Below are 13,963 nucleotides of genomic sequence, written 5' to 3' on the forward strand. Positions count from 1 at the left end.
ATTTCGACTTCGGAGTCACCCACAAAAATATGATTTATATTATTTACTGTTCACAACAAAAGTGTTGCCTTGTTGTTCCATTGACCAACCAAGTATATCAACTGCAGACTGAAGTGGAATATAGGTGATACCTGTGTCACTCTTGATCGCAGGTGTTATAAGATGTATTGGTTTATTGTCTACAGATGCTGTATTCCCTTGTACCTTCCATTCAATATCTTTGTCATTTGTTGAAAGGACTAGACGGTTTTCCTTTGTTTGTTTCACTAAACCATTGATGCTGCGAGCAAAATCGTCTAATGGGACCATTACATTACCTTTTTTGTCTAAATATGGCGCTTCCCCAGCATGACTTACACCTAATAAGGCATTATTTAGCTGTACGTTAGCAACTGGCCCATTAGAAGACTTGACAGTTAATTCACCATCGTTAAACAAGTAAGGCAAGAAATTAGGATGTTCAAAATCAAACATATCTAACATATTATTGGCATTTGCATCCTTGCTGTTTAAGGCGGATAAACCATAGTTCCATTCTAGGAATTTCAAAACCGAAGAATGGTCATATTGCACGTGGCTTACATAGTTCTCTTTTGCATATGGTGAGATAACCATTGCCGGAATACGTGGTCCATCTCCTTGTAATCCATCGGCGTTTGGCGTTACAGTTGGAGGGGCAATATGTTCAAAGAATCCGCCTCCTTCATCATACGTAACAATAATGGCTGTATCTTTCCAATATGGGCTGTTCATAATCTTGTTAATCGTATTGACTGTGAATTCTTCTGCTGATGGAGTACTCTGGTTTCCAGTACCAGGATGTTCATCATCTCCATAACCAGCTTTGATAAAACTAACCGCAGGAAGATTGCCCTTATCGATATCCTTCAAAAAGTTATTGTAATCTTTTAGATTATCATCATATTTCCCATCCTCATAGTTTTGAAAATACTGGAATGGGTTATGGTGAGGTGAATACGTCCTTGCTTCAGCTGAAGCTGGATCTCCTTTAGCTGCATCCCATCCCCCAGCATACCATGCCCAGGATTGCTTTGATGCGCTTAACTCATCGCCAATATTTTTGTAAGTGAGATTATATTTAAGTCCATTGGTGCTATCCCCGCCAAATGGGCCATTTTTAGGAGATGGGTCACCCGTAATTTGAGCTAAAGGATTTGTGTTTGTATTTGTCGTTTCATTCCCATTTCCAGATTGCGCTCCCACTAAATATAATGCTCCTGGCGTTGATGGTCCATAAACAGGCTGAAAATAGTTATCTGCCATCGCGAAATGCTGAGCATATTGCCAATAAGCAGGAATTTCATTGTAATCAAAATGAGACATAGCTAGTAAACCCTTGTCATTTGTATCAGTAGGTTTGCCACTATCATGATTCACCTGATAGAACTTGTCCATTTTTCCTCCATCGGCCATGGAGATCATAGCTGTATAGCCATGATTTACATCTGTTTCTTGGATGTCGCCTTTACCCGCATCATGCCAAGGATATACAGGAATTCCATTTGAATCAGGGTTATAGACATTCCCGTTCACATCTTTAGGTACACTACCTGTTACATATTTAAAGTTTCTAACATCATTAGGTGTTCCGGGAAGTGATTTAAACCCGGGAGCATATGGATATGTACCAAAATAGTTATCAAACGTACGGTTCTCCTGAAAAATGACCACAGTATGTTTGATTGGCGAAGCTGTTTTTAATTCAGATGCCATTTGTTGTTCTACTGAGGCGGGTTTTGGAACTTCAGCGTATACCTTCCCAACAAAGGGTGATGCCATAATCGATAATGCGCTTAATGATAATGTTACTGTACGTATTCCTTTTCTCACCTAGAATCTCCTCCACTACTCTCTAAATATTATTTCTTTCAACTAAAATTTAACCAAAAGAATGTAAAGGAATAGGAACGAGAGTGTAAATGGGCTGTAAAAAAACATTAGAATCTGATGAGAATTATTCATAACTATCTAGGAGGGATACGTGGCCATATGAAAAATGCCTAAATTAGAACGTTCCCACCTTACACGGGAACGAGAAAGTTCAAACATTCCTCATAGCCTGACCATCCTTCCATCCCCGTAATTTTTGTAAAATTAAAAAACCCTTACGAATGCGTAAAGGTCTCTTAATGGTTAGGATAAAAATACTCTAGCCTTTTTTATCATCCAAAACGAAATCATCGCGACAATCGCTAAATATAATTCCACCGCCCATAAATTTGTAAAACGACCCGTCTGTACGAATATGAGCGGGAAATCAATCGCTGAATGAATCAGAATGGCATAAATTACGTAAACAAATTTCTTTTTTACAACCGCTATCAATACCCATAAACTAAAAGCAATCTGCATGAAGACGGCGAAAAACCGTTCGACAGAGGCTAATATATAATAGGAGATACCATTGTTTAATACGGAATCTTTAATAATGGCGAGCTGGTCCGTTGGGATTTGTCCCCCCCAACGATTTTTCTAGTGTTCCTGCATTAATCATAAAAGCAAAGATAATGTTTGGCACGATTATCGTTAACATTAGGACCACTGCCTCAATGCCGCCCCAACCAACGCCAAAAGAAATTCCGCCTTTGTAATCATGGAATTTTTTTAGCAGCCAAGTAAATAAAACAAAGCGGCCCAGCTCTTCAAATAAGCCCGCTGCCATACCTCCATACACCCCAAAAGCCCAAGGGTGGTCTGCATAATGGGGAAAAGCCGTGATGACCGCAAGATGGAGCGCTTTTTCCAAAACCTGTGACATCACCACAAATCCAAGCGCCCCTACGATGACTGGCTTTACAGCAATCCCTGACTTCTTATGAAAAAATAAAATCAACCCAATAAATAATGCAAATGAAAACACAATCGGAACAAACATTGATATAATCGTTGCTGTACTGACCATGCTAAGCTCCCCCTATTAAAACCACTTTTTATTATCATTATTAATAATGATAATAAAATAGTTACCATTAACTGTCAATACCCAATTATAAATTTAAAATAATAATAGGCCTTTCACTCTTCCAACCCTAAAGTATATCAAACTGCTAAACAGAACAGATGTTTTGTTGTACAATAGTGATTGTCTGTTTTTGTTTTATGAGATTAATAGGATGAAAGGTGGAAATACATTGAATGGTACCTCACATGCAGTCATTGGATCAGCAACAGGATTTATTGTAGCTCATACATATCATGCCTCTCCAGCTGAGACACTCTTGTTTGTCGGACTAGGAGGCGTCTCAGGATTAATGCCAGATTTAGATATTGACGGGAAGCTCCGCGGAAAAATTACTCTGCCTCATGAAGTAATTCGGCTATCTGCTCTGATCATTGGATTGATGATGATTGTCTATAGTTTCGTAGAGAAAGCAGTTTTAGAGCGCTGGCTGGGGGTTGGCATCGGATTGCTAATTATGGTCGTTGCCTCCTTAATTAAACAAAAACATATGTTAACGATTACCGGATTGGCGGTCATTACGGGCGGATTCTCGATAGACGAACGATGGTTGATTCTGCTCGGAATCTACCTTATCATTGCGTCCTTTTCTTCTCACCGCAGCTATACCCATTCCATCATAGGGATTGTTTTCTTTGGGATAATCTCTTCCAATTTAGAGGCCTCACTGGGGATCCCTGGTGTGTTCTATACCTGTTTGTGGGCTTACATCAGTCACCTGATCGCTGATTTAAAGATCCTGCCGTTTAATAAACGTGGGATTAAGCCATTTTTACCTTTGTCACACAAGGAAATTTAACGCTAACAATATTGAATAGTGACCACTTATGTGGCCAGCCCTCATCTTTCCGGTAGCTTATTTGCCTTACATACTCGCTTAACTTCCGATGTTATTTAGTTAATTCCTTTTTTAAAAAACTGAATAGTATTAAGTAAAAGCGATTTTACACCATTGTGGAGGAGAGGAATTTGAAGGCTGCAAATCAAATCGGTATGGAGATTGGAATTTATTCATTAGCGGATTTATACCCAGACCCGCTAACAGGGAAAACCATCAGTGCAAAGCAGCGGATCGAGGAAATTATCAAGGCGGCCAAGTTAGCGGATGAAGCAGGGCTCGATGTATTTGGCGTGGGAGAACATCACCGTTTAGATTATGCCGTGTCCTCCCCGTCAGTGGTCTTGTCTGCGATCTCCCAAGTCACAAAGCGAATTAAACTTACAAGTTCTACAACCGTGCTAAATACGGTAGATCCTGTTCGATTATTCGAGGATTTTGCCACATTGGATCTATTATCCAATGGTCGTGCTGAAATTATTGCGGGACGCGGGGCTTTTTTAGACTCCTTCCCCCTTTTCGGATTCGATCTAACGAATTACGATGAATTGTTTGAAGAACACCTGGAGCTTTTTCTAAAGCTAAATGAACAGGAAATAGTCACATGGAATGGCCGTTATCGTTCCTCCTTAAAGGATGCGGCCATCTCTCCCCGTCCTATTCAACATCAGATTCCCATATGGGTAGGTGTTGGAGGGACAGTGAAAAGTGCGGAACGAGCTGGCAGATTAGGGACTGGATTAGCGTTAGTGATTCTTGGCGGGGATCCCAGCTTCTTTCAGCCGTTCGTCGACCGGTACCGAGAATCGGCTGCTTTAGCCGGCCATGCTTTGGAAGACATGAAGGTTGCCGTTACCGGGCATGCCTATATTTCCAAAACGAATCAGCAGGCCTTCGAGGAATATTACCCGTATCATTCCAATTATTGGCACCAGCTCAATCGTCATCATGGGGTCAATAAGACTTGGCCAAGAGTAGAATTTGAGCAGATGTGTAGCAAGGAAAAAGCCCTATTTGTCGGAAGTTCACAGGAAATTATCGAAAAAATCCTGCGCCACTACGAGTTGTTTGGGCACCAACGATTTTTAGCCCAAATTGATATAGGTGGTATGCCCTTTAACAAAGTCGCCGAGAACATTGAACGATTGGCAACTGAAGTGGCACCCGTTATCCGAAAAGAAACTAGGAAATAATACAGACTAAAAATGAGGAAAAAAATATCCCCAATAACTAGTTCACTAGTAGGTTGGGGATATTTTTTTCTATCATTCATTAATGATGATGATAGAGATTAGCGAATATCCCGCTTCGGAGAGCTTTTAACCAGCTTAATCTCTCCATTTTTAGGGATTAGTTCACTGATATTTTCAAATTTTTCTTCCCTTTGATTTGGGCCTTCCCAAACATATTCCTTAAAAGAGCAGCAAAAGAGTTTCCGGGCCACTCTTCCTTTTTCTCCAATTAAGTTGAACCAGCCTTGTCCAACATAAAAAGGATTAGTCAAAAATCTATCAATGATATAAGCGATACCGTCCTTCTCTTCCCCTGGATTAAATTTGGTTTTAGAAGAAAGAGCTAAGATAAAATAGTTTTTTAACGGATCTAATTCAAGTAATTGCAGATGGTACTTTTCACTTTGTTTTTGATTGAAATCCCCTAATATGGTTTTGATGCTTTTTTCAACATCTATGCCAAATTTACTTGCATCGTTCCATGTCACTAAACGTGAATCAAAAATGGACAAGGTTAGGATATAATAGGCAGCAAAATGTTGGGGATCAAATACTTCATTTTCCACTTTCTTTTCATCTTTTGGTACAACAATAAACCTTTTATAGTCCGCAAAGAAATCTTCCATCACATCGTATACCTTCTTTCATACTTTGATAGAATGAATGAAAAAAATGGCTTTCGTTTTTTATATTCTAACTATTCCTTTAATAAGGGTAAAAATCCTGCTATTTCTTACAAAAATCCACATCTTTCACGAATTTTAATCAAAAAGTCCTATGAAGGGCTTCATATTTTGTCGTAAACGAAAGGTACATTAAGCATTTGTCGAGGCGGGTGACATTCGGCAAAGTTTCCGACCCAACGGGCGCGATTATCTTTTTATGACCGTTCGACTGTATCTCACGTCCCAACGGGCACAATTATCTTTTTTTGTGACCAATCAACTGTTTTTCCTAACCCAACGGGCACAATATCTGCTTTTGTGACCGGTCTACTGTATTTCCTAACCCAACCGGCACAATTGTTGTCATTCTAATGACCTTAAAAACTGAAAAGACCTTTCTCTACACAAAAACACATCACTATTTCCGTATAGCGATGTGTATTAACATTTATTCACTTTTTATCAAAAAATCGCTATCTACTTAATCGTACCACAGCCACTAAAGCCCCATTGAGTTAACCGTACTGCTTGCCTCTTCTACGATTGAATCGCCTATTCGAGCCTCCTCCTGAATGATCCTTTCATTTCCTGTATCCTCTTTGTCCTGTGTACCAAGTGGATGAAAAGCTAGAATCGACGTGGCAGCGATCAAGGCGCATCCTGCTACTCTTTTTCGCATAAAAATCCCTCCCGAGGAATTTAAAAATTTCCTTCGCAATTTTTACGTTCTCGCCTTTTGATTGGCCAAGATTCCCTTCCTAACGGTCATCCGCCTTTCATCGTTTAAATATAGAAAAAGAGGCAAAAAGGTTTGACTTGTTTTAAATCTTTGCAAAAAAACTATCCCACTAATTTGGGATAGCTCGTCTTGTAGTTAATTATTTATCACAATATCATCAAAATTAATTCTACTCCCAGATATACCAGAAACGACAATTCGGAAGCGGACTGGAGCCGTTTGGGTAAGGGTAAACGTTTTAACCGTTAAAGTGGATGAACTAGCATTCGTACTCCCCACGTTCGTCCAGGTCGAACCGCTATTCGTCGACAGTTGCAGCTGCCAATTAGCTCCGCTGTCAGTTCCGAAATTGGCATGAGAAATCTGAATACTCTTGGCCCCGCTGACATTGAAATTCATCGTAATCGCTCCACCTGCTCGTACACGTGCCGACTGCAAGCCGGTTTTTTTATCGGTAGATAGATTGCCGATCAGCGCATTATCAAAGTACCAAGAACCGCTCGTAAGAGTCACGTTTCCTGAAGTGTACGCTGTTTTAGAACCAGATTCAAACTTTTCGTTCAAGGTTGTTGTTGTTCCACTAGAACCGCTAGAACCGTATCCATAGGAACCGGATTTAAACGTGCTAGAATCATACCATTTATAGCCTGGATCTGGTGCAGCCCATGGTTCTACTTGCGGCTCAGTCGATGTTTGAGGATTTTCCGTCGATAGCAAGGTGGTTGGCTGATCTAGCTGCAACCCGCTAACCTGGTTTAAGGCGGTATAACCTTCCTGTTTTGCTAACCAATCGATGATATTTACAAGTAATGTACCATCATTTTGTTCTTTAAAACCGTCATAGGTTGTCTTCTTTGCGCCTGTTTCCTCACGCAAATATTTGGGGGTCGCATCTTCAACAGCCGAGGAATCACCGATAAACGCTGCTTTTCCTAATCCGAGTTTGGAAACAGCCGCATAAGGCCCCTCTGCTCTGCCTCCGCCATTATAGACGCCCTGATCGACTGCATTACCCCAAGCTAGTGTTGTTTTTGGAAGATAGACAATCCCTTTCGCCTTGGCAGGATCTGTAATTGCTAAGGTGGATCCGGCATGCATGGCAACCGTAGAGACCCCGGTTGTTATTCCGAAGGCTTGACTCGGTGTGACGATATCATTGGCTGTTACATCCCCAATCGCATTGTAGCGGAAGCGGATTCCGAAGTTGGCTGACAGCCAGTCAGAGCCGGTGACCCCCTGCATGGCGGCAGACGAAGCCTCTTCTGATGTCATCCCTTTGGTCGGATTGTCATAGGCACCGCGACGATAGCCATTAAAGACCTCCGAAGCATCCCAGCGGTTTTTGTTGCGATCCGCATTATAATGATCGCCAATGAAAAAGATGCTCCCGCCATTTTGTACATATTGGATCAATGCTGCTTGCTCTGAAGTTTTATAGGGGATGTTCGCTTCCCCGATGACCAACACATTGTAGCCTTGTAAATCTTGATAGGTAATCGGCGTGGTTTTTCGCAGCTCTTTTGCGTAATAGCCTTTATTGGCTAAAGCATTAGCAAAATCCGAGAAACCTCCATCCAACACCCAGTCTGCTGCACCGGCTGTTTGTCCATGGGTATTATCAAATAAAATTTTCTTGCCATTTGCTGTCCCGACGGGCTGTAGTTGTGGGGCAGGATCGAGCGCATTTTCTGCTGAAGCAATCGTTGGCAGATAAAGAGATGAAGACAAGAGCAGAAGGACCAATGCGAAAATGGGAAAGCTTTGACGTTTCATTCCATCACTCCTCGTATAGGTTGTCCTCCATAAAATACCATACTCATGTTAGGTGAATGTTAAGAAAAGATAAACTTTTAAAATTTTCCCAACTATCCTTATCTAGATGATTGACTACCCTTTGTTTCCTTATTCAAGCGCATTAATTTCAACTAAATCCCAAGAGGTAATAATCCCTAGGGGCTTTTCGCTCTGGTCCCCTGTTTCCGTTAGGATGACCGCTTCTAATTTTTTATTTTTCTGATGATACTCTTCAAAGATCTCTTCCACTACAAACATATCTGTTTCCTGACCTACAAATTCAACCGAAAGAGGCGGATTGAACGAATATAGGTCTTTTACCCTTACTTCATCTAAATAAACCGTATTTTCGACCAAATTTTGAGAAAACCATTGAATGATTCCTTCAGCTGTTAACAGCCATTTATATCCACTTTGATTGTATATTGGATAAACAGAATACCTTTTACGGTTAATGACCGTAAGAATATCCTTTAATTTTGCATCTTCTAGATAATAAAATACGGGTTTCGTAGCAATCGAAAGGGCTGTCCTTGGTTCATTAATCTTGGAAGCGATCATTTCAATTTGTTCGACAACGCTCATATGTGGTTCCGCGATATAAAACCCTGGTTCCACTTTGTCATGAACGATGGAGTTTCTAAGTCGGCCGTATATTTTTAAATCATCATAATGTTTTCTAATGATGGCATGGATCGGAAAACCGATTCTAAGTAATTCCGTGTATTTAGTCGTTTTTGCATGTTTAATATTTTTTTGCAGCCAAGTATGGATTTTATTAAAAGCCACTTCAAAACGTTCAGATAATTCATTATCGGTTCCTGTTGTCATATTAAAACCCCTCTTTTCTGTCTTATTTTATAGGTATGTTTCCTATTATTTCTTCATAAAACCCAAAATAAAAAAGGAGGAGTCCTAAAGAACTAGGAACTCCTGCGTTAATGGTCATTTATCTAGTTTTATTCTCTATTGATTACAGGTTTAATAGAGTCCTGCGTTTTTTTCGATCATAACGTTCTAAAGCAACTAAAAATAATTTTCTTTTCATTAATTCCTGTTCTAAACTTCTTAGGTTTTGGTCCCATTTATTCAATATACTTACTACATATGCCTCTACTATATTTTCGTCGCTAGCTTCCTCCCATTCTATCTCCAGTTCCTTTTCCCAAGTAAGAGCAATCAAAATATAAGCCTCCTAAAATAAATTCTATTTTAGGCAGCTCAGCCATCATAGTGTGAAACCTTAGACCTGTAGCTTTGCGTCCCAATCTTTCGAGTGGTTTGCCTTTATCTATTAAATGTTTTAACTAATTAAAGTAAATTATATTACATTTATTTCAAAGGTTACAAAATAAAATAACACAAATTTCGACATTGCGGAAGATTCGAAAGGTCAAGGACACCGGTTCAAAAAGGAAATACTTTCCATGTTTGTAATCAGAATTTTTATTTGTGCAAATTAATAGTATTGAGCTTATAGTAAATTATGATATTATTTAAAAAAAGAAAGGGGTTATCAAATGAATACAACATATTCGCCAACAGCATCAACGAAAACAAGAGCGCTAGTCATCAATGCACTTTTCATCGCATTAACCCTAGTTGCGACCATGTTTATCAACGTAAAGCTCCCAATCATGAGTAACGGAGGCCTAATCCATCTAGGTAACGTACCTCTTTTTATAGCCGCTTTGGTTTATGGTAAAAAAACAGGAGCCATCGCAGGTGCTTTTGGAATGGGCTTATTCGATCTCATCTCTGGTTGGGGAGCTTGGGCACCGTTTACCTTTATCATCGTAGGGGCAATGGGCTTTGTCGCCGGCCTTATTGCTGAAAAGGTACCGGGGAAAAGAGCGATTGTCTTTTCACTTGCAGTTTTTGTTGCCCTGATTATCAAAATCGTCGGCTACTATTTTGCTGAGGTAATCCTTTATGGAAATTGGATTCAGCCACTCGGCTCCATCCCTGGCAACTTTTTGCAAGTCGCCCTCGCTGGTATCATTGTCGTTCCTCTTATAGGACGCTTACAGAAACAAGCTGGACAGAAATAGAAACAGTGGTTCTCTGATGGAATACCCGTTTTCGGAAGTGTGAAACCAAATATAAGTAAGTAAATTAGCAAAGTCAATTATTAAATAAATTGACTTTGCTTTTTTTCTTTAACCACCATCTTTAATATACTCCGAACAAAAAAGAAGCTGACCTTGCTTAGCAGCTTCTTTCCTGTTAGTGATAGGCAAGTCCACAAGAACAACGATTTTTCCCAAGTAAAACGTGATAAGATGCCGGAAATTCCTGATTGACTCTTTGGACTTCCATCGCGAATTCCCTGCTATCCTCTGGTACTGGGGAAAGGGCATCCGCTTTTGCTTGGGTGTCAATATTAGATCCAGGTGGAACGAAACGATTCGGTGGAATGCGTACGCCATTTGTTACGACCGCATTATAGGAAATAAACGAGCCTTTTCCGACAATGGCATTATAAACAATGGCATTAAAGCCAACAAATACCTTGTCCCCAATAAAACAAGGACCATGAACAAGAGCTCGATGGGCAATGCTCACTTGATTTCCAATGTAAATCGAAAAGCTTTTCGGTCCGACCGAAATTTTTCGATTCAATAAACCATGTAAAATGACTCCATCTTGGAGATTGGTATTGGACCCTATATAAAATGGGGTTCCTTCATCAGCACGTATACTAATGTTTGGGGCAACATACACATTATTTTTAATCGTAACGTCCCCAATTACACTGGAAAATTGACTAATAAAAGCTGTTTTATCAATAGTAGGAAAGCGTGGAACAGGATTAAAAGAGGTAATCGGATTGGAGCTGATAAATGGTTTAAAACAGCAGTCTGAATGGTTATTTGATGATGACTCTGAATGGTTTTTTTTCGCTCAAGAAAACACGTTCTTTGCATTCTAATGTTATAGAATTATCGGATGCAAAAAGGCTGCGTATGAAATGGACAAGTGGTTAAATAATATATATTTATTTACTCTTCCAATTACAAAAAGGCCACCACACAGTGACCTTTCGTTGTTGATTTGTACTTTCCATCAACTCATTACTAGATCTTAGATAACACCCTGCTCAATCATGGCATCCGCTACTTTTACAAAACCAGCTATATTGGCACCAACCACAAGATTTCCTGGCGCATCATAATCTTTTGATGCTTTCAAACTCTTATAATAGATTTCTTTCATAATGTCTTGTAATTTAGCATCCACTTCTTCTAGTGTCCAAGCAAGCCTTGCACTATTTTGTGCCATTTCTAACGCGGAGACTGCCACCCCGCCGGCATTAGCAGCTTTGCCAGGCGCAAATAAAACATGATGCTCCATAAAAATATCGACAGCTTCTTGAGTGGAAGGCATGTTTGCCCCTTCGCCGACGGCCTTTACTCCATTCGAAACTAACATTTCTGCTGCTTCCTTGTTTAACTCATTTTGTGTTGCACATGGCAAAGCAATATCGCATGGGATGGCCCAGATTCCTGAACATCCTTCTTGGTAAATAGCTTCCGGATGGTGGGCCACATATTCAGAAATTCTTTTATTCTCCACTTCTTTTAATCGTTTGACGGTCTCTAGGTTTATTCCGTTTGGATCAAACACATAGCCGCTGGAATCACTGCAGGCAACCACTTTTGCACCAAACTGACTAGCTTTTTCGATCGCATAAATCGACACATTGCCTGAACCAGAAACGACTACTGTGCTTCCGTTAAAGCTTAATCCCTGACTTTTTAGCATTTCTTCTACAAAGTAAACCGTTCCATATCCTGTTGCTTCTTTCCGGCCCAAGCTTCCTCCATACCCAATGCCCTTTCCAGTCAGTACACCCGCCTCATAGGCGCCTTTTAATTTTTTATATTGGCCAAACATATAACCAATCTCTCTAGCTCCTACTCCAATATCTCCTGCAGGAACATCGATATCTGGTCCGATATGACGGCTGAGTTCGGTCATAAAGCTTTGACAAAAACGCATGATTTCAAAATCCGATTTCCCTTTTGGATCAAAATCCGATCCGCCTTTGCCACCGCCTATTGGCTGACCTGTTAAAGAGTTTTTAAGAATTTGTTCAAACCCGAGAAATTTAATAATGCTTGCGTTAACGGAAGGGTGAAATCTTAGTCCGCCCTTGTAGGGTCCAATTGCATTACTAAATTGAACACGATAGCCACGATTCACGTGTACCTTCCCTTGATCATCCACCCAAGGAACCCGAAAGGAAATCAATCTCTCTGGTTCAATTAGCCTTTCTAGAACGGCTTGTTTCATATAAATTGGTTTTTTAACAAGGGCAGGTACTAAAGAATCAAGTACTTCTTTAACCGCCTGCTGGAACTCCCCTTCATTTGGATTACGCTGTTGAACACTTTTATATAAACGATTTACATACTCTTTCACAATTTCTGTTTGATTCTCTTCCACCTTTTCCAACATTTTCATTTTGTTCAGCCCCTAATGTAGTTAAAATGAGAAAATTCCCTTTTCTTAAATGTGTTTTCATTTTATAATTTTATAATTGATAGTTTCAATATGAATTTCCGATGAAACCAATGCGTAAAACGCATGAATGGGAGGGATTACAATTGGAGACGCGGCAAATTCACTATTTCCTAGAAGTCGCAAAACGAGAGCATGTAACCGAGGCCGCGGATGCCCTGCATGTTGCCCAGTCTTCTGTTAGCCGGCAAATTTTCAATTTAGAAGACGAATTAGGGGTCGAACTTTTTATACGTGAGGGAAGAAGGGTTAAGTTAACCCCATTAGGGAGAATTTTCTATGAACGGATGAAACAAGTGTGGAACATGATGGAGGATGCCAAGCGAGAAGTAGAAGAATACTTAGACCCTGAGAAAGGGACCGTTCGAATTGCTTTCCCGATTAGTATGGCCGCTCATACCTTGCCTTCAATTATTTATGCTTTCCGGACTCGATACCCCGAAGCTAAATTTCAAATGAGCAATGCTCTATATTATGATTTAATTGATGGTGTGATCAATGGTGAATTTAATTTGGCCATGATGGCCCCGATGCCCAATCAGGAAAAGGAACCAAAAATTAAAGGAGCGACACTGTTCACTGAAAATATTGTTGCCCTCATCCCTCTCCATCATCGATTTGCTGATCGGAAATCGATTAGGTTACGGGACTTACGCGAGGACCCGTTTTGTGTCCTTCCTGAGGGTTTTGTCTTTCGCGAGCAAGTGGTCCAGGCATGTCATGATGCTGGTTTCAATCCACAAATCACCTTTGAAGGCAAAGATATCGATGCCTTAAAAGGGCTCGTCTCAGCAGGTTTAGGTGTGGCATTAATGCCCGAGATGACATTGATCGATAACACGCCTAGGTCTACTGTCATTGTCCCCCTATCTGACGCAAATCTGACCCGGACTGTTGGTGTGATCTATCCAACCCAACGAAAACTGCTCCCGACGGAGAAATTGTTTTATGATTTTCTGCTTGAAACGTATGAAAGATTAAATCAGTTTCGATCGTAAAGGATTAATTAAATTCAAGTACTTACCCATACAAAGGTGGGAAAAGGGATCATGGACTCAAATTTCTAAGCAACAGAACCGTCCCCATGCTTCCCAAGGGTAAAAGGCACAAGAACTACTAACAAAACATACTTTGTTAGTAGCGGTTACTCTTTTTCATTTTCCATGATTTTTATTCATTACTTGTTGGAGG

At 40.3% G+C, this 13,963-nt stretch carries 14 protein-coding genes and 1 riboswitch; of the genes, 4 read left to right on the forward strand and 10 right to left on the reverse strand.

The window, feature by feature from the left end:
• Positions 1-39: 39 nt before the first annotated feature.
• From J7E81_RS28160 to J7E81_RS28170, 3 genes are all read right to left on the reverse strand, one after another.
• Entirely contained in the window at positions 40-1,851 is a 1,812-nt protein-coding gene (locus J7E81_RS28160; RefSeq protein WP_215047486.1) for a phospholipase C, read from the reverse strand.
• A 303-nt stretch (positions 1,852-2,154) separates the two neighbouring features.
• Positions 2,155-2,472: a YhfC family glutamic-type intramembrane protease gene (locus J7E81_RS31465; RefSeq protein WP_215047571.1), complete on the reverse strand. Its 318-nt coding sequence runs from the start codon at positions 2,470-2,472 to the stop codon at positions 2,155-2,157.
• Positions 2,444-2,923, reverse strand: coding sequence for a YhfC family glutamic-type intramembrane protease (locus tag J7E81_RS28170; protein ID WP_215047487.1), 480 nt, complete (start codon positions 2,921-2,923; stop codon positions 2,444-2,446). The genes J7E81_RS31465 and J7E81_RS28170 overlap by 29 nt, the downstream gene beginning before the upstream one ends.
• Positions 2,924-3,152: 229 nt before the next feature.
• Between J7E81_RS28170 and J7E81_RS28175 the strand changes: the two genes are divergently transcribed.
• Together J7E81_RS28175 and J7E81_RS28180 are read left to right on the forward strand one after the other, a co-directional pair.
• A complete protein-coding gene (locus tag J7E81_RS28175) occupies positions 3,153-3,779 on the forward strand; it encodes a metal-dependent hydrolase (RefSeq protein ID WP_215047488.1) in 627 nt (208 codons plus the stop codon).
• A 194-nt stretch (positions 3,780-3,973) separates the two neighbouring features.
• Entirely contained in the window at positions 3,974-5,011 is a 1,038-nt protein-coding gene (locus J7E81_RS28180; RefSeq protein ID WP_374104115.1) for an LLM class flavin-dependent oxidoreductase, read from the forward strand.
• A 98-nt stretch (positions 5,012-5,109) separates the two neighbouring features.
• Here the strand turns inward: J7E81_RS28180 and J7E81_RS28185 are convergent, their stop codons facing one another.
• From J7E81_RS28185 to J7E81_RS28205, 5 genes are all read right to left on the reverse strand, one after another.
• A complete protein-coding gene (locus J7E81_RS28185; protein WP_215047490.1) occupies positions 5,110-5,679 on the reverse strand; it encodes a hypothetical protein in 570 nt (189 codons plus the stop codon).
• Positions 5,680-6,214: 535 nt separating this feature from the next.
• Positions 6,215-6,394 (reverse strand): hypothetical protein, encoded by a 180-nt coding sequence (locus tag J7E81_RS28190; RefSeq protein WP_215047491.1) that lies wholly within the window; start codon positions 6,392-6,394, stop codon positions 6,215-6,217.
• A gap of 195 nt (positions 6,395-6,589) precedes the next feature.
• On the reverse strand, positions 6,590-8,227 hold the full coding sequence (locus J7E81_RS28195) for an Ig domain protein group 2 domain protein (RefSeq protein WP_215047492.1): 1,638 nt from the start codon (positions 8,225-8,227) through the stop codon (positions 6,590-6,592).
• 129 nt (positions 8,228-8,356) lie between these two features.
• The gene (locus tag J7E81_RS28200) at positions 8,357-9,079 is read right to left on the reverse strand and encodes a hypothetical protein (protein WP_215047493.1); all 723 of its coding nucleotides are present in this window, start codon (positions 9,077-9,079) and stop codon (positions 8,357-8,359) included.
• A 142-nt stretch (positions 9,080-9,221) separates the two neighbouring features.
• Positions 9,222-9,431 carry a hypothetical protein gene (locus tag J7E81_RS28205; RefSeq protein WP_215047494.1) on the reverse strand — a complete coding sequence of 70 codons (210 nt, stop codon included), beginning with the start codon at positions 9,429-9,431 and terminating at the stop codon, positions 9,222-9,224.
• 29 nt (positions 9,432-9,460) lie between these two features.
• A riboswitch (cyclic di-GMP riboswitch) is annotated at positions 9,461-9,544 on the reverse strand.
• Positions 9,545-9,768: 224 nt separating this feature from the next.
• Here J7E81_RS28205 and J7E81_RS28210 point away from each other — a divergent pair.
• Entirely contained in the window at positions 9,769-10,299 is a 531-nt protein-coding gene (locus J7E81_RS28210; protein ID WP_215047495.1) for an ECF transporter S component, read from the forward strand.
• A gap of 175 nt (positions 10,300-10,474) precedes the next feature.
• Here the strand turns inward: J7E81_RS28210 and J7E81_RS28215 are convergent, their stop codons facing one another.
• Both J7E81_RS28215 and gdhA read right to left on the reverse strand, forming a co-directional pair.
• A complete protein-coding gene (locus J7E81_RS28215; RefSeq protein WP_215047572.1) occupies positions 10,475-11,089 on the reverse strand; it encodes an LbetaH domain-containing protein in 615 nt (204 codons plus the stop codon).
• A 243-nt stretch (positions 11,090-11,332) separates the two neighbouring features.
• Positions 11,333-12,715, reverse strand: a complete 1,383-nt coding sequence (gdhA, locus tag J7E81_RS28220; protein ID WP_215047496.1) for an NADP-specific glutamate dehydrogenase — start codon at positions 12,713-12,715, stop codon at positions 11,333-11,335.
• A gap of 143 nt (positions 12,716-12,858) precedes the next feature.
• On the opposite strand from gdhA, the gene gltC reads away from it, so the two are divergent.
• Positions 12,859-13,770: a glutamate biosynthesis transcriptional regulator GltC gene (gene gltC, locus J7E81_RS28225; RefSeq protein ID WP_215047497.1), complete on the forward strand. Its 912-nt coding sequence runs from the start codon at positions 12,859-12,861 to the stop codon at positions 13,768-13,770.
• Positions 13,771-13,963 lie beyond the last annotated feature (193 nt).

Origin of the sequence: Bacillus sp. ISL-18 (assembly GCF_018613415.1) — a bacterium.
Classification (GTDB): Bacteria; Bacillota; Bacilli; order Bacillales; family Cytobacillaceae; genus Neobacillus.

Coding starts and splice junctions, on each gene's coding strand:
- J7E81_RS28200 (WP_215047493.1), bottom strand. CDS start 9,079: ATGACAACAGGAACCGATAATGAATTATCTGAACGTTTTGAAGTGGCT.
- J7E81_RS28170 (WP_215047487.1), bottom strand. CDS start 2,923: ATGGTCAGTACAGCAACGATTATATCAATGTTTGTTCCGATTGTGTTT.
- gdhA (WP_215047496.1), bottom strand. CDS start 12,715: ATGAAAATGTTGGAAAAGGTGGAAGAGAATCAAACAGAAATTGTGAAA.
- J7E81_RS28180 (WP_374104115.1), top strand. CDS start 3,974: ATGGAGATTGGAATTTATTCATTAGCGGATTTATACCCAGACCCGCTA.
- J7E81_RS28195 (WP_215047492.1), bottom strand. CDS start 8,227: ATGAAACGTCAAAGCTTTCCCATTTTCGCATTGGTCCTTCTGCTCTTG.
- J7E81_RS28210 (WP_215047495.1), top strand. CDS start 9,769: ATGAATACAACATATTCGCCAACAGCATCAACGAAAACAAGAGCGCTA.
- J7E81_RS28190 (WP_215047491.1), bottom strand. CDS start 6,394: ATGCGAAAAAGAGTAGCAGGATGCGCCTTGATCGCTGCCACGTCGATT.